General features: G+C 62.1%; 20 protein-coding genes. 7 read left to right on the top strand and 13 right to left on the bottom strand.

Features of this window, described 5'->3' with window-relative positions; translation table 11 throughout:
- Positions 1–25: 25 nt before the first annotated feature.
- Positions 26–745 carry an SDR family NAD(P)-dependent oxidoreductase gene (locus EKL02_RS03125; RefSeq protein ID WP_128900684.1) on the bottom strand — a complete coding sequence of 240 codons (720 nt, stop codon included), beginning with the start codon at positions 743–745 and terminating at the stop codon, positions 26–28.
- 17 nt (positions 746–762) lie between these two features.
- Complete coding sequence (locus EKL02_RS03120) at positions 763–2,439, bottom strand: AMP-binding protein (RefSeq protein WP_128900683.1); 1,677 nt, start codon at positions 2,437–2,439, stop codon at positions 763–765.
- Positions 2,440–2,651: 212 nt separating this feature from the next.
- Between EKL02_RS03120 and EKL02_RS03115 the strand changes: the two genes are divergently transcribed.
- Both EKL02_RS03115 and EKL02_RS03110 read left to right on the top strand, forming a co-directional pair.
- Positions 2,652–3,437 carry an enoyl-CoA hydratase-related protein gene (locus EKL02_RS03115; protein WP_128900682.1) on the top strand — a complete coding sequence of 262 codons (786 nt, stop codon included), beginning with the start codon at positions 2,652–2,654 and terminating at the stop codon, positions 3,435–3,437.
- 91 nt (positions 3,438–3,528) lie between these two features.
- Positions 3,529–4,155, top strand: coding sequence for a TetR/AcrR family transcriptional regulator (locus EKL02_RS03110; RefSeq protein WP_128900681.1), 627 nt, complete (start codon positions 3,529–3,531; stop codon positions 4,153–4,155).
- Between the two features lie 111 nt (positions 4,156–4,266).
- On the opposite strand, the gene EKL02_RS03105 is transcribed toward EKL02_RS03110, so the two are convergent.
- The 5 genes from EKL02_RS03105 to argB all read right to left on the bottom strand — a co-directional run bounded on the left by EKL02_RS03105 (position 4,267) and on the right by argB (position 10,211).
- Positions 4,267–5,967, bottom strand: a complete 1,701-nt coding sequence (locus EKL02_RS03105) for a PHB depolymerase family esterase (RefSeq protein ID WP_128900680.1) — start codon at positions 5,965–5,967, stop codon at positions 4,267–4,269.
- 148 nt (positions 5,968–6,115) lie between these two features.
- Complete coding sequence (locus EKL02_RS03100) at positions 6,116–7,942, bottom strand: chorismate-binding protein (RefSeq protein ID WP_128900679.1); 1,827 nt, start codon at positions 7,940–7,942, stop codon at positions 6,116–6,118.
- A 50-nt stretch (positions 7,943–7,992) separates the two neighbouring features.
- A complete protein-coding gene (slmA, locus tag EKL02_RS03095; RefSeq protein ID WP_128900678.1) occupies positions 7,993–8,568 on the bottom strand; it encodes a nucleoid occlusion factor SlmA in 576 nt (191 codons plus the stop codon).
- Between the two features lie 24 nt (positions 8,569–8,592).
- Entirely contained in the window at positions 8,593–9,312 is a 720-nt protein-coding gene (locus EKL02_RS03090; protein ID WP_128900677.1) for a pyrimidine 5'-nucleotidase, read from the bottom strand.
- Positions 9,309–10,211 (bottom strand): acetylglutamate kinase, encoded by a 903-nt coding sequence (gene argB / locus EKL02_RS03085; protein WP_128900676.1) that lies wholly within the window; start codon positions 10,209–10,211, stop codon positions 9,309–9,311. Before argB ends, EKL02_RS03090 begins: the two co-directional genes overlap by 4 nt.
- A 120-nt stretch (positions 10,212–10,331) precedes the next feature.
- Here argB and EKL02_RS03080 point away from each other — a divergent pair, with 120 nt between their 5' ends.
- The 3 genes from EKL02_RS03080 to EKL02_RS03070 are packed head-to-tail and all read left to right on the top strand — an operon-like array spanning position 10,332 to position 11,334.
- A complete protein-coding gene (locus EKL02_RS03080) occupies positions 10,332–10,910 on the top strand; it encodes a sigma-70 family RNA polymerase sigma factor (protein WP_128900675.1) in 579 nt (192 codons plus the stop codon).
- A gap of 2 nt (positions 10,911–10,912) precedes the next feature.
- Positions 10,913–11,134: a zf-HC2 domain-containing protein gene (locus EKL02_RS03075; RefSeq protein ID WP_128900674.1), complete on the top strand. Its 222-nt coding sequence runs from the start codon at positions 10,913–10,915 to the stop codon at positions 11,132–11,134.
- Entirely contained in the window at positions 11,131–11,334 is a 204-nt protein-coding gene (locus tag EKL02_RS03070; RefSeq protein ID WP_128900673.1) for a cysteine-rich CWC family protein, read from the top strand. The genes EKL02_RS03075 and EKL02_RS03070 overlap by 4 nt, the downstream gene beginning before the upstream one ends.
- Positions 11,335–11,341: 7 nt before the next feature.
- Here EKL02_RS03070 and EKL02_RS03065 read toward each other — a convergent pair whose 3' ends face one another.
- From EKL02_RS03065 to EKL02_RS03055, 3 genes are read right to left on the bottom strand one after another with little or no spacing between them, the layout of a single operon-like run.
- A complete protein-coding gene (locus tag EKL02_RS03065) occupies positions 11,342–12,184 on the bottom strand; it encodes an SPOR domain-containing protein (protein ID WP_128900672.1) in 843 nt (280 codons plus the stop codon).
- Positions 12,178–12,969 carry a type III pantothenate kinase gene (locus tag EKL02_RS03060; RefSeq protein WP_128900671.1) on the bottom strand — a complete coding sequence of 264 codons (792 nt, stop codon included), beginning with the start codon at positions 12,967–12,969 and terminating at the stop codon, positions 12,178–12,180. The genes EKL02_RS03065 and EKL02_RS03060 overlap by 7 nt, the downstream gene beginning before the upstream one ends.
- Positions 12,953–13,768 carry a biotin--[acetyl-CoA-carboxylase] ligase gene (locus EKL02_RS03055; protein WP_128900670.1) on the bottom strand — a complete coding sequence of 272 codons (816 nt, stop codon included), beginning with the start codon at positions 13,766–13,768 and terminating at the stop codon, positions 12,953–12,955. Before EKL02_RS03055 ends, EKL02_RS03060 begins: the two co-directional genes overlap by 17 nt.
- A 162-nt stretch (positions 13,769–13,930) precedes the next feature.
- Between EKL02_RS03055 and EKL02_RS03050 the strand changes: the two genes are divergently transcribed.
- On the top strand, positions 13,931–15,217 hold the full coding sequence (locus tag EKL02_RS03050) for an MFS transporter (RefSeq protein WP_164931935.1): 1,287 nt from the start codon (positions 13,931–13,933) through the stop codon (positions 15,215–15,217).
- 10 nt (positions 15,218–15,227) lie between these two features.
- On the top strand, positions 15,228–15,986 hold the full coding sequence (locus EKL02_RS03045; protein ID WP_128900668.1) for an SDR family oxidoreductase: 759 nt from the start codon (positions 15,228–15,230) through the stop codon (positions 15,984–15,986).
- Here the strand turns inward: EKL02_RS03045 and EKL02_RS03040 are convergent.
- Genes EKL02_RS03040 through EKL02_RS03030 form a run of 3 tightly spaced genes read right to left on the bottom strand, consistent with a single transcriptional unit; the run spans position 15,979 to position 22,723 of the window.
- The gene (locus EKL02_RS03040; protein ID WP_164931934.1) at positions 15,979–20,577 is read right to left on the bottom strand and encodes an AAA family ATPase; all 4,599 of its coding nucleotides are present in this window, start codon (positions 20,575–20,577) and stop codon (positions 15,979–15,981) included. The genes EKL02_RS03045 and EKL02_RS03040 overlap by 8 nt on opposite strands.
- Positions 20,574–22,286, bottom strand: a complete 1,713-nt coding sequence (locus EKL02_RS03035; protein ID WP_128900666.1) for an EAL domain-containing protein — start codon at positions 22,284–22,286, stop codon at positions 20,574–20,576. The genes EKL02_RS03040 and EKL02_RS03035 overlap by 4 nt, the downstream gene beginning before the upstream one ends.
- A complete protein-coding gene (locus EKL02_RS03030) occupies positions 22,283–22,723 on the bottom strand; it encodes a response regulator (RefSeq protein WP_128900665.1) in 441 nt (146 codons plus the stop codon). Before EKL02_RS03030 ends, EKL02_RS03035 begins: the two co-directional genes overlap by 4 nt.
- Between the last annotated feature and the right edge of the window lie 68 nt (positions 22,724–22,791).

The raw sequence follows: 22,791 nt of genomic DNA, 5'->3' as shown, positions 1-22,791 counted from the left end.
TCGTTATGCGGCAATTTTTACTGCATTAAGAAAACACCAGGCCACCATTCACATCAAGAATTGCGCCACACATGAATCCCGCGCCTGGCGAGCACAAGAAAGCGATCGGCCAGGCGACTTCTTCCGCCAGTGCCATGCGGCCGGCAGGCACCTTGTCGGCAGTGAATGGCTTGCCGGCCAACATGGCCGTGTCGACACTGCCTGGCGCCACGCCATTGACCACGACACCGTGCGGTGCGCCACGCAGGGCAAGCCAGCGCACCAGGGCGTGCGCGGCGCCTTTCGAAGCAACATAGTGCGGCCCGGCCTGCATGCCGCCCATGCGGCCAGAGGCAGACCCGACCACCACGATGCTGCCGCTCTTGCGCTCGATCATTGGCGGCATGAAGACCCGCGCAAAGTTCAGGAGACCCTTGACATTCACCGACATCACTTTGTCGAAAGCGCCATCCCAATCGTCCGCCATCCAGTCATCGAAAGGCAGGATGCCGGCATTCAGGACCAATCCATCGACATGCGGGTGCCGGGCCGCCAGCGCCTTGATGGCCGCCCGGTCAGTGACGTCGCAGCGCTCACCGCTTGCCCGCTCGCCCAGCGACGCGATGAACTGCGTATCCGGCGCGGTGGCGTCGCACAGGATCACGCGCGCGCCCTGGTGTATCAACGCCTGTGCGGTTGCGCGGCCAATGCCGCCCATGGCACCGGTGAGCAGGATGGTTTTTCCCGAGAGATCAAAGCCAGTCATGATGTGGATATCCTCCTTCAAGCGCTTGCGCGCTGTTTCTTTTTACGTGAGCAGAAGTCGAGTACACCGGCGCGTTGGCGCGGGTCTTCCTTGCCGCCGAAAATATTCGCCTTCTGAACTTTCTGCGTGCTGGTTTTTGGCAGCGTATCGACGAACAGGAGCCAGCCCGGCGCCTTGTAATACGCCAGCCGGCTGAAACACCATTCGAACAGTTCTTCACCAAAAGCCGCATCGCCGGCCCGCGCCTGCGACGGGACAATGCATGCCATGACCTCTTCATCGCGCAGCGCATCCGGCACTGCGAACACCGCGGCCTCTACGACGTCTTGGTGGGTGAGCAATACCGCTTCGATTTCCGCGGCGGCGATGTTCTCGCCGGAGCGGCGAATGATGTTCTTGATCCTGTCGACGAAATACAGCATGCCGCTGTCGTCCTGGCGCAGCACGTCGCCTGTGTGATACCAGCCGCCGCGCCAGGCGGCAGCTGTGGCGGCTTCATCCTTCAGGTAGCCGGAAAACATGCCCCTGCGCGGATCGCTGCCGCGGCGCCGCACCAGCAGTTCGCCCGGCGCGCCTGCGACGACATCGGCGCCGTTCTGGTCGACCAGGCGCACCTCGAAGTCATGGCCAGCGCGATTGCCGGGCCGCCCCACTGCCTTGTCGTGAATTTGCCTGGGTTCGGCATTGGCCAGGAAGCCGCCGCCAGTCTCCGTCGAGCCCCATAATTCCACCAGCGGAAAGCCAAAACGCGCCTCGGCAAGCGCATGCAATTCCGGCTCAATGCCGGCGCCGATGCCAAAGCGTATGGCATGGCGACGCTCGTCGGGGGACGCTGGCAGTTTCAAGAGCAATGCCGTCATGACGCCGAGGTAATGGACGACGGTTGCCCGGCTTTCAGCCACTTCACGCCACCAGCTGTTCAAGTGAAAGCGGTCGGTCATGACAAAGCAGGCGCCGGACATGATCACGCCCATCAGGGTAAAAATCCCTGCATTCTGATGAAACACCGGCAGGGGGTTGAACACCCGCTCAAGCCCCTCCCTCAATTCGGCCACGCCACCGGCGCGGGCATAATAATTCCCCAGGAATTCATAGTATTCATTACTCAGGATGCATCCCTTTGGCTTGCCGGTGGTCCCGGAGGTGTACAGCAAGCCCGCTTCGGTTGCACTGCCGAGCGCACCTTCGCGCCTGGGCGTGCGCGCCGGCGGATAGGCCAACGACGCCAGCGCGACGACCGGTGGCTGCCTGGAACAGGCATGCGCCAGTTCTGCCAGGCCTGGCAGGCGCGCATCGATTGAAATCACCAGGTCGAGGTCGGAATGCGCAAGGATGAAGGCCAGTTCCGGCGCGCGCAGGTCTGGATTCAAGGGCACGATGGAAATGCCCAGCGCATTGAATGCCAGCTGCAAAATGAAATGCTGCGGCCGGTTTTCCGCCAGTACGCCGATGCGATGCCCCAAGCCGTAGCCTGCCGACTGCAGGGCAACAATGCGCTGGCCGACTTCCGCCAAGGCTTCGGTGTACGTTATTTCATAGCCTTCCGGGAAATATTCCCGTTCGGCCAGGGGACTCATGGCCAGGAAGGCCCGATTCGGCCATCTGGCGCAGGTCGCCCGGAATGCTTCATATACCGTGAAACCAGCAGCGGGCACGTCACCTATGCTTTGCTTTTCCTGGACATTCATTTCCATCAACCTATTCTGACCACATCGCGTCGCGACACTCGACCAAACTCCGATTCACCTCAACATGAAATCCACTTTAGCACATAAGATATAAAAGTGAACGGAAATTCATATTTTTATTTTAAATTCTTTATTTTGCCAATACAGCTTAAGAAGTTATTATTCATTGCGCATGAATATTTATGAATAGTGGTTCATTTCCAAAACGAAAGATAGCCATGGATCAGATCAATTCGCCCGTATTGCAAAAGCACCTGAATGAACACATCCTGCTGGTGACGCTCAACCGCCCGGCAGCGCGCAATGCCATCAACGGAGCGCTGACAGCCGCGTTGGGCCAGATCGTGGAAGACACAGAAAGCAATCCGGATATCTGGGCGGTGATCCTCACAGGATCGGGCGACAAGGCTTTTTCCGCAGGCGCAGATTTGCGGGAGGTTGCCGACGGCAGAGTCGCACAACTGTCGACGCCGCGCGGCGGCTTTGCCGGCTTTGCGAATTTTCAGCGCAGCAAAACCTGGATCGCCGCCGTCAATGGACCTGCCTTGGCCGGGGGGATGGAAATCGCGTTGGCCTGCGACATGATTATCGCGGCTGACACAAGCATTTTTGGTTTGCCGGAGGTAAAGCGCGGCTTGATGGCGACGGAAGGCGGCCTGTACCGCTTGCCCCGCGTCATTCCGCGCGCCATCGCCTTGGAAATGATTGCAACAGGCAATCCCATCAGCGCGGCAAGGGCGTTGTCCCTGGGACTCGTCAACGATGTCGTCCCAGCCGACAAGCTAATCGAATCGGCATACCGCCTGGCTTCCGGCATTTGCGAAAACTCTCCGCTTGCCGTGCGCGAAAGCCTGCGCATTGCGCGTCATGCGCAGGCATGGCCTGAAGAGCGCTTGCACCGGGAAGGACATGAAGCACTGGCGAAACTTGCAAAGACAGAAGATTATCAAGAGGGTCCGAGCGCTTTTCTCGAGAAGCGCACGCCAAAGTGGACCGGCCGCTGATATTTGCCCTATCATGCCTCACGCGCAAATACCCGCCTGATGCGCGGCATGTCAGACGCATTCACCATTATTCGCCAATTCAACAAGTCAGATGAAACCACAAGCCCCAGTCAAGCTGAAACGCACGCGCGAAGCCAAAGGAGAAGACACGCGCCTGGCACTCTTTGAAGCGGCCGTACAAGTCGTGGGGGAAGAAGGCTATGCGGGCGCGGGGATCGCAAAAATCATGGCACGGGCCAACTTGGCAAGCGGCACTTTTTACAATTACTTTGAATCCCGCCAGGATTTGTTCAACCAGCTTTTGCCTGCGCTGGGCGAGCGCTTGCTGGCACACATACGCGGCCGCATTGACGATTCCGTGGCCGGCATCGAGCGCGAAAAGCAACGTATCGAAGCTTATTTCGATTTTTGCCGCAAGACGCCCGGCTTTCTGCGCGTCCTGAACGAAGCCGAAGTGTTTGCGCCTGAAGCGTTTCACAAGCATATCCGGCGCTTCCAGGACGGCTACCGCCGTTCGCTCATCCGCAGCCACAGCCGGGGTGAAATCGCTGGATGGGAACTGGAAGAAATCGACGTTCTGGTGTTCATGCTGATGGGCCTGCGCAGCTACATGACAATGCTTTACCAGTATGAATATATCGATCCCCGCAAATCGAATATTGAAAGCATGATCAACATCTACGCCAAGCTGTTGAAAAACGGCCTTTTTTCGAAATAGTCACGGCTCAAATTCAAGACATAAAAAAAGCCAGTCGACTTGCGCCGACTGGCCAACCTGACATCAGGCACGGGCAGCCCCGGATGGCCCGGGACAGCACCCAGGGAGAAACTATTGCAGCGGACCGCAGCTGGAAGAATTGGTCCAGGCACCCGCGCACTTGTACAGCGTCATCGAGGCGTTGTAGCCATATTTCGCGCCGAGCTGCAGGTACTGGTTGACGTTGATGCGGCCGGCGGCGTAATGCCCGGTGACGGTTGCCGTTACCTTTTCCGTGTAAGTGACGGCAAGGGTCTTGCCGGTTACTGGTGCGGAAGGCGCGCTGGGGCCGGCAGCGCCGATCGAGGTGATCGTGTAGGTATAGGCCTTGTCGGCTTCCAGGCCGGTGTCGGTCGCTTCGGTGCCAGTCACGCGCAGCGTCACGGTGCCGCGCTTGACGTCATAGGCGGTGGCACCCGCTGCGGCAGTCCAGGTCAGCTTGATGGCGCTTGAAGAAATGCCGGTGGCCTGGATATTCGTCGGCGCATAGAACGGGTCGGGTTCGCCGACCTGGAACGACGGCAGCTGGCAGGCTTCCGATTCGACGCCCTTGGAATCCACCGCGGTCACGCTGCCGCCATAAATCCCGTTACCCAGGCTATATGTCTTTTTCAGGCTGGCACCGCTGCCTGCCGCCGTATCGTTGACCGCCGTCTTGCCCTGCAAGGCCACGCGATAGCTGGCCACCGTTGCGCCGCTCGCTGCCGTGGCAGACGCCGAGACTGTCGCGCTGGTGGCGCTTGGCACGGCAACGGAACAGGCAATCTTCCACTTGTTGACGCGCAGGTTGTTTTCAAAGAAAAACTGCGTGACATAGGCGGGATAGTCGACCCGCGTAAAGTCAACCCAGGCAGTCGTCTGCGCACCGCTCGGACCGGCCGGCCAGGCGTGGCTCATGCCAGCCACGACCATGCTGGAGATGCGCAGCCGGCCCTTGCTGTCTTTCCACAGATCGGCAGTGCCGCCGCCTGCCACGGTTTGGGTGCCGGCGGCGGTCGATGCGCCATAGACGATTTGCATGCCGTCGCGGTTGCGCACATTATGCGCCGGCAGCACCAGGTAATCCTTGTCGCCATACACCGTGGAAAAAATCTGCGTATCAAGCCAGGCATTGAACTGGTTGCCGTTGATGGCGCGGCAGGTATCTGCCACTTGCTGGGCGCTGCGTTTTGGCGCTACCGAAATGTCGCCGGCTTCCGCCCCCAGGGTGGGCGAGGCATTCGGCGCGACGCCGGCAAAGTACTCGGGGAAGGAGCAGCCCAGCACGTGCGTTTCACCCGCACCGGCGGACAAGCCACTGACATAAATCTGGTTGGAGTCGATGTCGAGATTGGTGCGCGCCTTGACGGCATCGATCAGCTTGATCAGCGGGACGACATCGCGCGTGCTGCGGTTATGATTAGTGCCGAACCAGTCGAAACAGCCGCCAGCAACGCGGGTGGAACTGGTGCCCGCCGGCACGGTCGGGGCGATCACCACCATGCCGTATTTTTCTGCGGTCGTTTCCCAGTTAAAACGCTTGTCGATCACACTGGTGGAGGCAGTCATGCCGCAGCCATGCAGGCTCAGCATCAATGCGCGCTTGCCGCCCAGTACTTGCGGTGCCGTATTCTTGGGCACATATACATACGCATCTTTCAGGTCCGGGGTGCCATATGTAGCGGTTTCCTTGACCCAGGTACCGCTGCCGGGCGTAAGCGCCAACGCTGGCGCCACAATGCCGGCGCCCAGCAGCAGCGTCAAGACGAAGCGGGGGAACATTCTTTTTTGCATGCTGCTGTCTCCTGATTATTATGAATCGCTCTTCGGGGAGACAGAATTTTGATTTTTTATCCACCCTGCGCAGATGGTAAAACGACAATGTCAAATTAACCACTGGCCGAAATGCCAGTCAGCCGACTTGGGACTGTCTTTAGGGAAACTAATTTTGTGGCGAGAGGATGGCGCGCAAGGCGCCGCGCAGGGCATTGCACACCACGATTTCGTCAGCCGCGCGCACGTCCGCAAGGGTAATGGGCGCTTCGACGGCTTGCCACGCCGGATCGTCCAGCAAGACTGCGCGCATCACGCCCGGCAATACGCCCGCAGCCAGCGGCGGCGTTAGCCACTGCCCGCGCAACTTGATGAAGAGATTGCTGCGCGCACCCTCGGTCATTTCGCCGGCCTCATTCTGGAACAGCATGTCGAACGCGCCTTGGGCCTCGGCCGCTTTCCAGGCCACGTCATAGGCTGCGCGCACGGTGGTCTTGTGCCGCAAGAACAGGTCATCCGAGCGCATGGGCTGCTGCGCCAGCAGGAGCTTGACCGGTTGATCCAGCGGCGCCAGCGGCGCCGTCTGTATCGTCACACTGCCATCCTGGCGCAAGGCCAGGCGCAGGCGGTGCATGCCTGGCGCCAGGCCCGCGCAGGTCCGCCCGATATGCTCGCGCAGCGCCACCGCATCGCAGGCAAAGCCAAAATACCTGGCCGATGCGCCCAGGCGCTGCAGGTGGCGCTCCAGCCAGGGACATCCGGCGCTACTTGCCTGCATTGTTTCCAGCAATTCGAAGTCCTGCGTCAGGCCAGTCAGGAACCGCGCCTTGAGGCGGCATTCCGCATACTCGGTGGCGGCATCGCTGTCGTACACGATGCCCGCGCCGACTCCCATTTCACCGGCACGTACGCCGCCCTGCGGCGCTTGCAGCACCAGGGTGCGGATCGGTACGGAAAGGCAGAAATTGCCGATGTGCTGGTCTAAGGCAGTCGCTTCGAACCAGCCGAGCGCACCGGTATACAAGCCACGCGGGTCGGCCTCGAGTTCGCGGATGATTTGCATGGTGCGGCGCTTGGGCGCACCGGTAATCGAACCGCACGGGAACAGCGCCACCAGCAATTGCGCAAGGTCGACTTCGGCACGCGGACGGGCGCACACTGTCGACGTCATTTGCAGCACCTGGCCATAGCGGCTCACCTCGAACAGCTGCGGCACGCGCACCGACCCCGGCTGCGCGATGCGGCCCAGATCGTTGCGCAGCAAGTCGACGATCATCAGGTTTTCCGCACGATTTTTCGGGTCGCTCGCCAGCGCCTGCGCGCGCAACGCATCTTCGGCGGCGTCGCCGCTGGCAGCAGCCGTGCCTTTCATCGGACGCGCAGTGAGTTCGCCAGCGTCGTTGCGCACAAACAGCTCCGGCGAAAACGACAGGATCGTGCCGCCATCCGGCAGCGCCACCAGGGCGCCATACGGCACCGGCTGGCTGGCGCGCAGGCGCCGGTACAGTACGAGAGGCTCGCCCCAGGCATCGAAGCGCAGCCGGTAGGTATAGTTGACCTGGTAAGTGTCGCCCGACTCCAGGTAGCGGTGAATGCGGTCGATGGCATCATGGAATTGGCGCCCGTCGACGCTGGCGCGCAGGTTGGCAATGCCGGCAGTGCGCCCGGCTGCGCTCGCGACGGGCTCCTGTTGCGCCAGCCACGCATCAACCTCGCCGGCTGTCAGCATGCAGCAATGCTCAAAGAGCAAAACTTGCGCTACCGCCCCCGCTGGTGCGCCCGAAACGGGCGCAGCGATTTCCTGCAACTGTTCGCCGAGGGCATAGTCGAACATCGCCACGGCGTGGCGCCCCTGTGCCAGCGCCTGCTGCATGCGTTCCAGAAAATCCGGCAACTGCGCCGCATCGGCGCAGGCGAGCGTGGCGACATGGCCGGTGTACAGGCGCGAGCGCGCGTCGGTGGCGCCGGCATTGTCGAGCAGGGCGAAGCAGGACATACGCTAGATCAGGGCAATGAGGAAAGCGCGGTACGGCAAGGGTGGCGATGTCACGCCAGCAGCATGGCCAGCTGCGCCGGCGCAGCTTCGGCCATGCCGTGGCGAAAACCGGTCTTGGCAAAACGATGCCAGCGGCCAATCACGAAGCTGGCGATCATGCCGGCACGGGCGGCAGCTTGCGCCTCGTCGGCCTGGCCCTGAGTGGCGGCCACGCGCAGCGCCTGCTTCAGTGCCAGCTCGACGCGATCGGTGAACTGGTTCATGCGCGCCTGCAGGCGCTCGTCCTCATTGACCAGGGCGTCGCCGATCATGACCCGCGTCATGCCAGGATTGCGCTCGGCGAAATTGAGCAGCATGGCGGCAATCGCGTGCGCCTGCTGCAGGCCATTTTCCTCGCGTTCGGTGATCTGGTTGATGAGGCCGAACACGGTAGACTCGATAAATTCGATGAGTCCCTCGAACATTTGCGCCTTGCTGGCGAAGTGCCGGTACAGCGCCGCCTCGGACACTTCCAGTCGCGCGGCCAGGGCGGCGGTGGTGATCTTTTCGCCCCTGGGCTGCTCCAGCATGGATGCCAGGGTTTGCAGGATCTGCAGCTTGCGTTCGCCCGGTTTGGTGGTGGCCATGGTGTCGTCGGTTCTTGTCAGCGGTTAGCGCAGCCGGGACAGGCTGGCGGGAAGTCGTCGCACCGATTTTACTTTGACATCGACATAAGCGGGTAGCTTTGTCGCGCCGCCGCCCTGGGCAGCGAGGACGCGTGACGTTGGCGCGACATTGGCCGACATGTAACCGGTCACCCAGACGGTGCGCACGCCGAGCGCCCTGGCGGACTTCAGGTTGTCGACCGTGTCTTCCACCAGGACGGCGCGCGACGGACGGATGCGGTACTGCGCCAGCAGCTTTTTCAGCATGAGCCTGGACGGCTTGGGACGCAACTGGCGATGTACCCACATGGATTCGATGGGCACGTGGTGGGCAAAATGGCGGTGCAGGCCAAGATGGCGCAACACATCATGCGAGTAGCGGCGCGGCGCGTTGGTCAGCAGGATCTTGCGCCCCGGCAGGCGCTTGAGCAGGCGCGCCAGGCCGCGTTCGGCGCGGATCATGCCGGCCAGGTCGTCAAAGCGGTGTGCTTCGCGCAGAAAATCGTCGGCGCGCACGTCATGGTGACGGATCATGCCCAGGAGTGTGGCGCCATAGCGCTTCCAGTACGCCGTACGCACGGCATCGACATGCGCCGCATCGGCTGGCGTTTCGCCATCGCCCAGCACCTGCGCCAGGTACGCGTTCATGTTGGCGTGGATCGCCGGGAAGATCGCGTGCGAGGCGTTATGCAGGGTATTGTCGAGGTCGAACAGCCAGGTAATCAATGCGAGCGGATCATTGTGCCGAAGGCCTGTTCGGTCAGCACTTCCAGCAAGAGCGAGTGTTCGATGCGGCCGTCGATGATGTGCACGGTATTGACACCCGACTTGGCAGCATCCAGCGCCGAGGAAATCTTCGGCAGCATGCCGCCGGAGATGGTGCCGTCGGCAAACATCTCGTCGATCTCGCGCGCCGACAGGTCGGTTACCAGCTTGCCAGTCTTGTCTTGCACGCCGGCGATGTTGGTCATCATGATCAGCTTTTCAGCCTTCAGGATCTCGGCGATCTTGCCAGCCACCACGTCGGCGTTGATGTTGTAAGCCTGGCCATCTTCGCCAAAGCCGATCGGCGAAATGATGGGAATGAAGGCGTCGTCCTGCAGGGCCTTTACCACCGCCGGGTTGATCGCTTCGATTTCGCCCACAAAGCCGATATCGAGGAATTCGCCCGGCTTTTCGCGGTCGGGCATCTGCATCTTGCGCGCGCGGATCAGGCCGCCATCCTTGCCGGTCAGGCCGACGGCCTGGCCGCCGTAATGGTTGATCAGCATGACGATATCCTGCTGCACTTCGCCGCCCAGCACCCATTCGACCACTTCCATGGTTTCTTCATCGGTGATGCGCATGCCCTGCACGAAACTGCCCTGCTTGCCGATTTTCTTCAGGGCGCTGTCGATCTGCGGGCCGCCGCCGTGCACCACCACCGGGTTCAGGCCGACCAGTTTGAGCAAAATGACATCACGGGCGAAGCCGTGCTTGAGGTGCTCTTCGGTCATGGCATTGCCGCCGTACTTGACGACAATGGTCTTGCCGTGGAACTTGCGAATGTACGGCAGCGCCTGGGCAAGGATCTCGGCCTTGATTTGCGGCGATACATTGGCGAGATCGGGGTGGTGATTGGTCATGGCATGTCCTGGAATAATATTCCCGCGATTTTACAGCGAATGCGCCGGATTTTGCCGGCGATTTCTTGTATTTCGCCAGCCAATCCGCTAGTCTCTTGGCCAACTGGCAATCGCACCAATATGCTCACACCCATTACCGAACAACTCGAATCCCTGCGCCCCGTCCTGGTGCGCTTCGCCCGCCTGCAGTTGCGCAACGACAGCGCTGCCGACGACGTGGTGCAGGAAACCCTCGTGGCCGTGCTGGAAAAGCCGGATGGCTACACCGGCCAGTCGTCCCTGCGTACTTACCTGATCGGCATCATGAAACACAAGATCGTCGATGTCCTGCGCCAGTCCGGGCGTACCCGGCAATTCGCGGCAGACGAGGATGAGCAGGAAGAGGATGTTGCGCAAGCCCTGTTCGCCGCCGATGGCCACCCCCTGCAAAGGCCGCGCCACTGGGGCAATCCCGATGCCTCGCTGGAACAGCAGGATTTCTTTCGGGTGTTGGAATTGTGTCTGGAAAACCTGCCACCGAAAACCGCGCGCATTTTCATGATGCGTGAATGGCTCGGGCTGGACACCACGGAAATCTGCAAGGAACTGGACATATCCGCAGCCAATGCCTGGGTCATTCTGTATCGGGCACGCCTGCGCCTGCGCGAATGCCTGGATTTGCACTGGTTCGGCAATCGTGTAGCGCCTGGAAAGAAATAATCATGGGATTCAAACTCACCTGCAAGGAAGCGCACCGCCTGACGTCCGAGGCGCTGGACCGGGATTTATCGCTGATGGAACGCACGCGCCTGCGTGCGCATGTCATGCTGTGCGATGGCTGCCACAACTTCAATGGCCAGATGCAACTGATCCGGCAATCCATGCGCCGGCTCGACAGCACCCATCAACCCAAGGCGAAGAGCCTCGACGATACCTGGTCATGAGCCGGTGCGCGCGCTGCGGGGCCGAGTTTTCCTGCGGGGTGACGGATGGCCCGGCCAACGCGCCATGCTGGTGCATGCAAGTGCCGGCACTTCCCGCTGCCGCCCTGGAAGATTACAAGGCAGGCGATCGCGATGGACAGACAAGGGGCTGCCTTTGTCGTGCCTGCCTGCTGACACTATTGCCTGCCGCAGCCCGCTGAATGAGGTTCAGGCGCATTTGCGCTGCTGTTGCTGCGGAAAATCCGTCTTGAGGCCATCGAGCCTGGTGCGGCCGGCAGCGTCAAGCTCACGCAACTGGAAAGCGACCTTGCTGACGGCATTGCGGGCAACGATGCGCGCGGTGCGCACACCCTGCTGCTTCAACTGTTCCAGGCGTTTGCTGGCGGCTTCCTCGCTGCTGAAAATGCCCAGGGAAATACCCCAGCGCATCTCGGACTGGTCCTGGATGACGTAAAAATCGGTAACACCAAGGCTGCGCAACTGATCGACCTTGCGGTCGGCGTTTTCCTTGCTGCCCTGCGGCGGCATCATCACCATATGACTGCTGACTTCGCGAATCACGCGGCGCGACAGGCGCGCGCCGGGCACCAGCGTCCCCAGCCTCGACTCGACACGCCCGGCATCGACTTCATTGAAATTTCCCAGCTCGAGGCAAGCGACGAACACCGGCTTTTTGTCGGCTTCGGCTGGCTGGTCACTGTCGGCCTTCTTTGCCGCGTCTTCCGCCTTGGCGGCAGCGGCATTTGCCGCCAGCGGCGCCGGCAACGCAGCCGCCATTGCCACCGCCGGCATGGCAGCAGCATCCACTGGTGTGGCCTGGCTGGCAGGGCCGGCCGCCGGGCTGGCAGCGGGATGGTCCGCCGGCGCCACCGGCTGCGGTGTGACAGGCTTGCCTGGGGCAGGCAAGAGGTGGATCTTGTCGGCGTTCATTTGTTGCGCCAGGCGCGCCGGTTCTCGGCTCACCGGAAGCAAGCCGTCGAGATGGCCCTGGTGATAGGCAAACAGGCCGCCATTGACCAGCAGGAGAATCAAGAAGATAAATTTCAGCATGATGATTGCGTCACGTTCAATACTGCCTGCAAGCCGATCAGCACCAGGTTGTCCACCTGCCGCACGAGGCCGGAAAGATGTGGGGCGATTGCGCCAGCGGCCCCGCCCGAAAGGAGGCACTGCATGCGGGGGGCATCCAGCTGCAGCAGTGCCGCGTGCGCGGCGACCGCCCGCCCGATTGCCCCGGCCTGCGCAGCGATGCAGCCGCTGGCGATGGCATCACGGGTATTGTCGGCAAAGGGAAGTTCACCCACATTATATTGCGGCACTTGCGGCAGTTGCGCGGTATTTTGTGCCAGTGACGACGCCATCAGCCCCAGCCCCGGCAAGATCATTCCGCCGCGAAAGCGGCCATCAGCATCCAGGGCGTCGACTGTCGTCGCGGTGCCGCAGGTGGCAACCACCAGGGGCGTGCCGGGAAACAGCGCGCGCGCGCCGATCAGCGCAGCGAAACGGTCGCATCCGAGCTGGGCCGGATCACGATAGCCATTTTTCACGCCAGCCAGTTCGGCTTGCGAAGCGAACCACGTCAGCGGTACCGGCTTCATGCCCATGGCGCGCAAAACCATGCGCTCGAGGCTGGCGCGCATTGCCTCTCCCGCCACATTGGATATCAGCACCCGCGAAATATTCACGCCCTGCAGCGCATCGGCCATCAAGCAAATGTCCTCGCGCCCCACCGAACCATAACCGGCCCAGTGCCCGAGTTCGGCCACGCCCAGGCGGGCGGAATGCATCAACGCCCACTTGATGCGGGTATTGCCCGCGTCAACCAGCAACAGCATGTGTTACATCCCCTTCGTCCTTCATGCGCAACGAGACGTCGCCCGCCAGCACCGGCGCCATGCCGTTTTCAGTCATGATCAACAGACAACCCTGGTCATCCACGCCAGTTGCCACGCCTTCGCGTTCAACGCGGCCCTGGTCAATGATTTGCACGGTTTTCCCGCGCCAGGCATGCAAGCCATTCCAGCGTGCCTTGAATGCGGCGAAACCTTCCCGATCGAACTGTCGCAGGGCGTTTGCCAGGCCACCCAGCAAGCGGCCAAGCAAATGGTTGCGGTCTTGCGCCAGCGCCGGCGACAGCGCCGCTGCCGGACGCCCGATCTGCTGCGCCAGCGCCGGCGGCAGCGCCAGGTTCATGCCAACGCCAATGACGGCCCAGACTTGCTGGTCGCCGTTTTTTTCCAGCGCAGTCTCGATCAGGATGCCGGCCAGCTTGGCGTCGCCAATCAACAAGTCGTTAGGCCATTTCAGCCGCACCGGCACGTCCAGCTGTGCCAGCGTTTCGGCCAGCGCGACGCCAACCGCCAACGGCAAGCCGGCCAGTTCCCGCATGGGCCGCAGCAGGGGCCAGGCCAGCGAAAAGGTCAGGCTATCGCCCGCGCCGGACAGCCAGGCACGCCCGGCGCGGCCGCGCCCGGCGGTTTGCGATTCCGCCACGAGCAGGGTCGGCTGGCGCAGCTGGCCGATACGGGCCAGCAAGTCGGCATTCGTGGAGGCGGTCTCGCCAACGATGTCGATCACCACATCAGCCGCGGCAGCACCGGCGGCAATGGCGTCAACAGATAAGGAAACATTCATGCTGCGCATTGTAGCGGCATTTGCCGCAACAAAACGCATCCCCACGATACCTGCACGGGAAGGACTGCCCGGCTGCGCAAGCGGGTAACCAATAGTTTTCTTGCTATATTGTTACGATAAATGCAATATTGCATTATTGCAAATAATCCAAATCACTCTCTCATGAAACAAGCCATCGGCGCGCAATTATCCGTGCAATCGTCCATCTGGCCGGTCGCCTCAATGCTGTTCCTGGTGGCTTTCATCAGTTATGCGAACAACATGCTGGTCGCCCCGCTGTTGACCAAAGTCGCGCTGGCGATCGCCACGCCGATCGAGGACCTCGGGTATCTGGTCACCGTCTACGGCTTGACGATGGGCGTCTTTTCCCTGGTTGCAGGCCCGCTGTCGGACAAGTTCGGCCGCAAGCGCGTGATTGTCGTGGCGACGTTGGCCACCGCGCTCACCACGCTGCTGTTCTCGTTGTCCTGGAATCTGGCATCGCTGTACACCTTCCGCATCCTCAATGCAATTGCAGCCGGCCCGCTGCTGGGCAGCGCGCTGGCTGCGGTCGGCGACTATATTCCGCAGGAACGGCGCGGCCGCGCAATGGGCCTGGTCACCAGCGCACTGTTCATGGCAGTCGTGGCTGCGGTGCCGGCGGGCCTGACGCTGTCGCGCATGGATGGATTCGACTGGCGCACCGCATTCCACTTCATGAGCCTGCTGGCACTGGCAGCCGGCATCGTGGTACTGGTACGCCTGGAGCAGCTGCCGGCGCCCAATCCGAACATTCGCATACGCCTGGCGCCGGTATTTGCCGGCTTTGCCCAGCTGCTGCGCGTCGCGCCCCTGCGCGGCATGGCCGCGATCTTTTTCCTGATCTACGTCGCCTCGGGCATCTATATCGTCTATTTCCCTTCCTGGCTGATCCTCAACCGGGCCATTTCGGTCGACGGCCTGATCTTCGTCTACTTCTTTGGCGGCGTCTTCGCCTTTTCAGCGACCCAGCTGGCGGGACATTGCGCCGACCGGGTCAACCGCCGCAAGCTGGCCATCGTCGCCAGCGCCTGCGTCGCAGTGTCGTCGATCGGCATCCTGCATGCGCCGACCACTGCCGCAAGCATCATGTACGCCGCGCTGTGCTCGGGGATTGTCTACATGTCGGGCGAATCCTTTCGCCTGACGATGCTGCAGACCGAAGCCGTCTCGCTCACCGATGCCCGCAACCGCGGCAGTTTCATGGGCATGATCGGATTTTTGATTGCCACCGGGTCCGCCCTGGGCGCCGGCATTGGCAGCCTCCTCCTGGCCATGACGAAACAGTTCCGCATGGCACAGCCCGGCGCGGAGGCCTCGGCAATGCTGATGGGTTATGAATATTCCACCTATGTCTCGGCGGCGCTGATTGCCTTGTCCATGCTGCTGATTGCGCGCGGTGCCAGGCCACAGGAACAGCCGGCCAAATGAGGGGGAACGCATGCATCTGAAAAACGTCATCGTGACCGGCGGCGTCAATGGCATCGGCCGCTCGACCGTCTACAAGTTCGTCAAGGAAGGTTACCGCACCTGTTTCTTCGATATCGATGAAGCGGGCAAGGAAATGGCCGAGGGAATCAACTTCGAACTCGGCGATGAACGGGCGCGCTTTTATCAAGCCGATGTGAGCGACCTGACCAGCGTCCAGGCGGCCTGCAGCAAAGCGCTCGACTGGATGGGTGGCCGCGTCGATGTGCTGGTCAATAACGCCGGCATCGTCGCCAAGCAGGATGGCGAGCATGTCGCCGTCGAGGATATTCGGCCGGAGACGCTGCAACGGCAGTTCAGCGTCAATGTCTTTTCAGTCATGTACATGTGCAGGGAGATCGTCCCGGCCATGCGCAGGCAGGGATTTGGCACAATCATCAACATTGCCTCGCTGGCGGCCTTCGGCACCCGGCTCAATGCGCACTATGCCGCCAGCAAGGGCGCGGTCGAAGCGCTGACGCGCTCGCTGGCCATGGAACTGGCGCCGGACATCACGGTGCTGGCGATATCGCCGGGGCTTACCCGGACGGAATTCATTGCCGACCTGAGCCCGGAGCAAACGCACGGCTTCGTCAGGGAAACCCAGACCGGCAAACTGATCGAACCGTGGGAAGTCGCCAGGCAAGTCGTGCATTTTTCCCATGCAGATTGCGCCGCGCTGACCGGCCAGATCATCCATGTCAACGGCGGCAGCAACCGCCAGTTCAGGTAGTTAGCGTAAAGTAAAAGGCGGCGCCGCGGCCGGGCTCGGCTTCTGCCCAGATGCGCCCGCCATGACGATGGATAATGCGCTGCGCGGTCGCCAGGCCGATGCCGTGGCCCTCGACGTCGGTTTGCAGGCGCTGGAAAGCATGAAACAGCTTGCCGGCGCGGGCCATGTCAAAACCCGGGCCGTTGTCGCGCACGCAGTACACCGTGGCGCCCTCCTGTCGCGCGGCGTCGAAGGTGATTTCGGTGACGTCCACTCTGGCGCTGTATTTCCAGGCATTGCCCAGCAGGTTATCCAGCAGCAGGCGCAACAGGCGGGCATCGGCATGCGCCCGCAGCGCAGGCGCGACATTGATGCGCACGCGCCGGCCGGGTGTGCGCTGGCACAATTCTTCCAGCACCTCCTGCGCCATGGCAGACAGGTCCACATCTTCGGTCACCAGGCTGCCGCGCGTCTGGCGCGACATGCTCAGCATGGCATCGATCATGCCGCCCATGCGGTGCGCAGCGCCGCGCACCCGGCGCAGGTAATCATGCGCGGCGTCGTCAAGGCTATGCCCGTAATCTTCGGCCAAAGCCTGGCTGAAACCGTCGATGCTGCGCAACGGCGCGCGCAGATCGTGTGAAATCGAATAGGCAAACGAATCGAGTTCCTGGTTGGCGGCCGCGAGGTCGCTGGTACGCTGCGTCACGCGCTGTTCCAGTTCTTCGTTAAGCTCACGCAGGGCCTGTTCCGCCCGGCGCTGGTCGGTCATGTCACTGCCGATGCTGATGCTGCCCAGCGGCCGGCCATCAGGGTCGCGCAGCAGTGAACTGGACCAGGCGATCAGACGTTCCTGTCCGGCCCTGGTGTACATTTTGATCCAGCTGCCAAAGTGGCCGTGTGCCTGCAATTGCGCCAGCAAATTCGCCTGCGCGCCGACATGTTGCTTGTTGGGTGGCAGCAGTACGTGGGCCCAGTCCTTGCCAATCAGTTCATCCTCGGCATACTCGAATAGGTCGCACAGGAACGGATTGGCATATTCGATCGTGCCGACCAGGTCCAGCTTCAGCACTGCCATGCTGGCATGATCGAGGAATGCACGCCAGCGACGCTCGCCTTCGCGCGCAATCTTTTCCGCGCGGCTGCGTTCGACGATCTGCTGTTCAAGATCCGCATACAGCAGGGCATTCTCGAGCGCCGTGCCAAGCTGGCGCAGAAGCGATTCCAGCAACGACAGCGTGGTGGCAAACGACTCGCCCTGCGAGCGTTCAAGATAGAGGGCGCCGAGCAGCCGGCCATGACGCAGGATAGGCAGGCACAGCAAGGCGGCCGCCGGATGGCGGCGCCAGCATTCGATGGCGCCGTATTGCGGATGTTGCCCGGGCGAGCCCAGCATGATCGGCTGGCGCAATTCGCAGCTGTCGGCAATCAGTTGCGCCGGATAGTCTGTCGCCTGCTGCAGCGGCAGCGGCAAAGGATAATCGTCACCGCCAATGCCGTGGGCATACTGCCCTTCCAGCATCAACTCACCTTCGCGCACGATAAAGGCAGCAACCCGGCTGGCGCCGATGGTACGGGCCAGCAGCGGCAGCAGCCTGCGCAAGAGGCGATCGAGGTGGATATCGCCCAGTACCGACAGGATCGATTGCGAAGCGATTGCCACCGCATCGCTGTCGGCATGGCCTGGGAACACCGCATGCTCCGGATAGCGCGCCTGCAGCTGATGGACTTTGGTCTGGGCGCCCCATGCCTGGTAGGCGCCGACCGCCTCCTGCAGGTAGGCACGCGCCTGGTGGTTCAGCTTTAGCGCCAGAAAATAATCGCCGATCCGCTCCAGTCCCAGTGCCAGCAAGAGCAGGTGGTTCTGTTGCCGTGCGCATTCGATGGCGGCGTGATACGCCTCCAACGCCGCCTCAAGCTGCGCACCTGAACGCAGCATCTCGGCGCGCAACAACAACGCGCGGCTGGAAAAATTGTCGCGGCACGCGGCGCTCCACTCCTCCATCAGGCGCAGGCCCGACTGCAAGGCTTCGCCATCGCCATGCGCATGCATGATCAGCGCGCGCCAGAAATGATGCTCCGGAATGGCAAGTTGCCCCGCCACGGCGTCGAGGTGGACATCGGCTTGACCGATCAAGCGGTGCGCCTGTGCCAGATCACCATGCATGTACGCAAGAATCGCCTGCAGCAAGCTGAACCAGTGCGAGGGCGACTTCGCCGGCAGGGATTGCAGCTGCGCCTCGAACGCCTGCACGTCGAAATCTTCGCCGGCCAGGCTGGCCGGCGCTTTGGTGCCGCCCTGCCAGGCGCGCAGCCATTGGCGGTTCAGGGCATACATGGCGACAATCGGCACGGCATTGATCTGATGGATGACGGGAGCGGTCTGCTCCCATGCCTGCAGCAACGCCGGCACCGTCTCGCCTGCCATGATGCGGGCACGAAAACTGAAACTCAGGGCCAGCCCCGTATAGACTTTGTCGGCATTGGCCATCGCCAGCTCGCAACTGCGCTCCAGCGCCTGCAGGCCGACCGCAACCGGCCGCGTCCAGTGCGCCACCATCGAGCCGTAGGTATAGTCGATTTTCGCGCGCAGTCTTGTATCGTCGATCTGCCGCGCCAGCTGCAACGCCGTTTGCGCGTGCCGCTCGGCTTCGCCATAGGCGCCATGGCGCGCAATCAGGATGACGGAAAAATTCAGTATGCCGAACGCCAGGGCTGGCTTATGCCTCGTGCCAAGACCGAATTCGAGCATGCGCAGCGTGATGTAGGCATACGGATTCTTGCCCAGCTGGTAGCCGGCAACATACAGCCGCAACAGCAGGTCGCCCACGGCTTCCTGCTCGGCATTGCAAGCCGAAGGTGCGTCAATCAAGCGCTGCGGGTCTTCCGCCGCCAGCGACTGGCGCAGGCGCGGCTCCTCGCGCTCGATGGCGCAAGCCAGCGCCTCGTCATCGCCGCCCAGATCAATGCCGAACTCGGCCAGGCACACGCTGCCGTGCTCCCAGGCTTCGCGCGCGCAGCCGGCGTTGAGGGCGAACACGATCATGATGCCGTAGACGCGGGCACGGTCAAGGCGGTCGCGCGCATGCGCCAGGGTTTCTTCGAACAAGCGGCTGGCCTGCGCCAGCTCGCCGGTGGCATAGGCGCATTCTGCGCTTTCCAGCGCCAGTGCGAACATCAGCGGATAGTGGCTGTTCCAGGCGGTCGGCGGCAACAGGGCGTGGCCGGCGCGGAAGTAACTCAGCGCGGCTTCGAACGCCGCTGCTGCCTTGGCGCGGCGGCCGGCGCGCAAGTTCAGATCGGCCACTGCCAGGCGTTCATCCGGTGTGCTCAGCAATGCGCCGGCATGATTGAATTGCGCCGCCAGGTCGAAACTGGCGGCATCAAGCGCCTGCGGCGGCGTTGCCGCCAGCAGCAGGCGGCCGATGCGCAGATGCTGCTGCTGGCGCTCTGCCTCCGGCAGCAGCCGGTAGGCGGCTTGCTGGATACGGTCGTGGGCAAAGCGCCAATTGCCGTCGCGTACATGCTCGGTCAATTGCGCCTCTTCAGTACGCGCAAGAACGGTCTGCACTTGCGTGCGCGACAAGTCCAGGATGCACATCAATTCATCCTCGCCGAATTCCGTTCCCAGGCTGGCAGCGCAGGACAGCAGGCTTTGCTGCTCCGGCGAGAGTTCGCGCAGCCGCGCCTCCATGAATCCAAGTATATTTGCCACCAAGTGCGCCTCGGCAAGGCAGTTGGCATCCCACTGCCAACTGCCACCGCCACGATGCAGCACGCCGCGTTCGCGCAGCGTGCCCAGCAGCTGGCCGACAAACAAGGGATTTCCCTCGGACTGCTGCTGCAGCCATGTCGCCGCCGCCGGCGAGTCGATGCCATAAGCATCGGCCAGCCATTCCTCGATGTCGGCGGCCGACAGCGGCGCCAGCCGGATGCGGGTAGGTGACAGCGGCTGCTTTTCCAGACTCTCCAGCAACTGCGTCAAGGGATGCAGGGCGGTTACTTCATTGTCGCGGAACGTGCCCAGCACGATCAGGTGGCCCGGTGGATTGTCCCCATGAAAATGGCGCAACAGGCGCAAGGTGCCCACATCCGCCCATTGCAAGTCATCGAGAAACAACAGCAGCGGATGACCACTTCTTGCAAAGCAAGCGATGAAGCGGCAAAACGCCGTTTCCAGGCGCTCCTGCGCTTCTTTCGGCGGCAATGCCGCAGGCACCGGCAACGGCCCGAGCAAGAAAGAAAGTTCCGGCAAGACTTCGGCGAGCGGCGCCAGCTGCGTATCTGCGTTGCCGCGCAGGATGTCGCGCCATTCCACACGCTGCGGCTCCGGCAAGACCATCACCGCCTGCAGCAGCGTGCGCAGGGCAACGATCAGCGCGCCGTACGGCGTCTGGCGGTGGAATTGCTCGAACTTGCCCGCGCCGAACTGGGTCGGTGCCAGTTGCAACGCCACCCTGACAAAACCCACCAGGCTGGTCTTGCCGATGCCGGCAGGGCCTTCTGCCAATAACCATACCGGCCGCGACGGATTGACCTGGCGGCAGGCATGGGTGAGCCGGGCGATCGCCTGGCGGCGGCCATAGAGCGGAGCAGGCGTAAGCACGCTCATGCACCGGCATCCACAACGACTTGCGGGCGCCCCAGCAGATAGCCTTGCGCATATTCGATGCCCAGCGCCACCAGCATTTGCAGCACCTCGTCGCATTCGACAAACTCGGCGACCGTCTGCAAACCCATGACGTGGCTGATCTTGTTGATCGCTTCGACCATCGCCAGGTCGACCGGATTGCTGGCGATGTTGCGTACGAAACCGCCATCGATCTTGACGAAATCCACCGGCAGGTGGCGCAGGTAGCCGAACGATGACAGGCCGCTGCCGAAGTCATCGAGGGCAAACCGGCAGCCAATTTCGCGCAAACGTGCGAACAGCGGCGTCGTGCCCGCAAGATTGGCGATCACGGCAGATTCGGTGATTTCCAGGCACACTTTGCGGGGCGGGATGGCGAACTCCACCAATTGCTGATGGAAGTAATCGAAAAAAGCGGCGTCATTGACCGTCGCGGCCGATATGTTGATGAACAAGGGCATGTCATCGCCGCCAAGATCGCACTGCAGCCGGCCGGCTGCGATGGCGGAAAAAAGTCGGTGCACGACCCAGCGGTCGACCAGCGCCATCAGCTTGAAGCGCTCGGCCGCCGGAATGAAAACATTGGGCGGGATCAGCGTGCCGTCTTCATCCACCATGCGCAAGAGGATTTCGTGGCCAGCCAGTACCGGCGCAGCGTCCTGCCCGATGCGGTATATCGGCTGCTGATACAGCGCCAGGCCATTTTTTTCCAGCGCCGCGCTGATGCACGAAATCCATTGCATTTCCCGACGCCGCTGCGCCAGCTCGCGATCGTCGGTCTGGTAGACGTGGTAGCGGTTGCGGCCCTGTTCCTTGGCGACGTAACAGGCGACATCGGCCGCGCTCATGGCCTCGCCGGCGTCGGCCGTGTCGGCGCCGATCGGGGTGATGCCGATGCTGCAGCCGATCTGAAACACGGCGTCGCGCCACTGGAAACGGAAGTCGCGGATCAACTCCTGTAGTGTGGCAACCATCTTGATTGCGTCGTCGAGCGGGCAATTCGACAGCAGCAAGCCGAACTCGTCGCCGCCCAGGCGCGCGAGCGTATCGGCTGCACGAATGCGCTGGCTTAAGCTGGCGCTCAACTGGCGCAGCAGTTCGTCGCCGGCCACATGGCCGCAGGTGTCATTGACCAGCTTGAACTGGTCAAGATCGAGATAGCACAGCACGTGCTGCGACAAGTCGCGCTCGGCCACGCGCAAGGCATGCTCCAGGGCGCGCTCGAACTCGCGGCGGTTCAGCAGGCCCGTCAGCGGATCATGGCAGGCATGAAACCGCAGCTCCTGCTCGGCGCGGCGCTTGGCAATGCGCACACGCACTTCATCAAGCTCGCGGGCAATGACGGGCGCCAGCCGGGCAAGATTATCTTTCAAAAGATAGTCGTGGGCGCCGGCGCGCATCGCCGCCACAGCGGAAACGTCGTCGATATGGCCGGAAACAATAATGAACGGAATATCGAGCACCGCATGCTTGTAGACGTCCAGCGCGTCATGCGCGGTAAAGCCCGGCATCGCATAATCGGAAATGATCAGATCCCAGTTCGAATTTGCCAGCGCCTCGCTCATGTCGCGGCGATTGTCTACGCGCAGGTAGTCGGGAACGTACCCTTCCTTGCGCAACAGGCGCAACAGCAATTGCGCATCGTCGTCCGCATCCTCGACCAGCAGCACGCGCAGCAGAGTGCGTTTCATGTGCGTACCTGCGCCACCGGCAAAACGTTATGCGTGAGCCAGTAGCGATGCAGATCGCTCACCAGCTGCGCGAAAATTTCGAAATCGACTGGCTTGCGCAAATAACTGTTGGCACCGGCGGCATAGGCTGCGGCAATATCGCCCGGATCGTCCGATGAAGACAGGATCACGACGGGCGGAAGGGCAGCACCTGCAGATTGCGGGCGCGCCTGGCGCAATGCACGCAATACCGCCAGCCCATCCATCCCCGGCATTTGCCAGTCAAGCAGCACCAGTGCCGGCAACGCATCGCCACCGTCTTGCAGCAGCAGACGGCACGCCGCTTCACCGCCTTCGGCAATCCGCAGATTCTCCCCCAGGCCTGCCCGCGCGAATGCACGCCTGGCGAGCAGGATTTCATCCGGATTGTCTTCGACCAGCAGCACGCTCTTGTCCATGTCTCCGCCATTTCCTTGCAATCAGGAAATAATCTGTCTTGTATACAACTTGCCATATTACGTTACCA

Origin of the sequence: Janthinobacterium sp. 17J80-10 (assembly GCF_004114795.1) — a bacterium.
Classification (GTDB): domain Bacteria; phylum Pseudomonadota; class Gammaproteobacteria; order Burkholderiales; family Burkholderiaceae_D; genus Paucimonas.
Note: the sequence above shows the minus strand (reverse complement) of the source record. Positions and strands in the feature narration are given on the sequence as shown.

Bases quoted from the DNA above. Each gene is read 5' to 3' on its own strand.
- EKL02_RS03125 (WP_128900684.1), bottom strand. From the start codon at position 745: ATGACTGGCTTTGATCTCTCGGGAAAAACCATCCTGCTCACCGGTGCC.
- EKL02_RS03120 (WP_128900683.1), bottom strand. From the start codon at position 2,439: ATGGAAATGAATGTCCAGGAAAAGCAAAGCATAGGTGACGTGCCCGCT.
- EKL02_RS03115 (WP_128900682.1), top strand. From the start codon at position 2,652: ATGGATCAGATCAATTCGCCCGTATTGCAAAAGCACCTGAATGAACAC.
- EKL02_RS03110 (WP_128900681.1), top strand. From the start codon at position 3,529: ATGAAACCACAAGCCCCAGTCAAGCTGAAACGCACGCGCGAAGCCAAA.
- EKL02_RS03105 (WP_128900680.1), bottom strand. From the start codon at position 5,967: ATGCAAAAAAGAATGTTCCCCCGCTTCGTCTTGACGCTGCTGCTGGGC.
- EKL02_RS03100 (WP_128900679.1), bottom strand. From the start codon at position 7,942: ATGTCCTGCTTCGCCCTGCTCGACAATGCCGGCGCCACCGACGCGCGC.
- slmA (WP_128900678.1), bottom strand. From the start codon at position 8,568: ATGGCCACCACCAAACCGGGCGAACGCAAGCTGCAGATCCTGCAAACC.
- argB (WP_128900676.1), bottom strand. From the start codon at position 10,211: ATGACCAATCACCACCCCGATCTCGCCAATGTATCGCCGCAAATCAAG.
- EKL02_RS03080 (WP_128900675.1), top strand. From the start codon at position 10,332: ATGCTCACACCCATTACCGAACAACTCGAATCCCTGCGCCCCGTCCTG.
- EKL02_RS03075 (WP_128900674.1), top strand. From the start codon at position 10,913: ATGGGATTCAAACTCACCTGCAAGGAAGCGCACCGCCTGACGTCCGAG.
- EKL02_RS03070 (WP_128900673.1), top strand. From the start codon at position 11,131: ATGAGCCGGTGCGCGCGCTGCGGGGCCGAGTTTTCCTGCGGGGTGACG.
- EKL02_RS03065 (WP_128900672.1), bottom strand. From the start codon at position 12,184: ATGCTGAAATTTATCTTCTTGATTCTCCTGCTGGTCAATGGCGGCCTG.
- EKL02_RS03060 (WP_128900671.1), bottom strand. From the start codon at position 12,969: ATGCTGTTGCTGGTTGACGCGGGCAATACCCGCATCAAGTGGGCGTTG.
- EKL02_RS03055 (WP_128900670.1), bottom strand. From the start codon at position 13,768: ATGAATGTTTCCTTATCTGTTGACGCCATTGCCGCCGGTGCTGCCGCG.
- EKL02_RS03050 (WP_164931935.1), top strand. From the start codon at position 13,931: ATGAAACAAGCCATCGGCGCGCAATTATCCGTGCAATCGTCCATCTGG.
- EKL02_RS03045 (WP_128900668.1), top strand. From the start codon at position 15,228: ATGCATCTGAAAAACGTCATCGTGACCGGCGGCGTCAATGGCATCGGC.
- EKL02_RS03040 (WP_164931934.1), bottom strand. From the start codon at position 20,577: ATGAGCGTGCTTACGCCTGCTCCGCTCTATGGCCGCCGCCAGGCGATC.
- EKL02_RS03035 (WP_128900666.1), bottom strand. From the start codon at position 22,286: ATGAAACGCACTCTGCTGCGCGTGCTGCTGGTCGAGGATGCGGACGAC.
- EKL02_RS03030 (WP_128900665.1), bottom strand. From the start codon at position 22,723: ATGGACAAGAGCGTGCTGCTGGTCGAAGACAATCCGGATGAAATCCTG.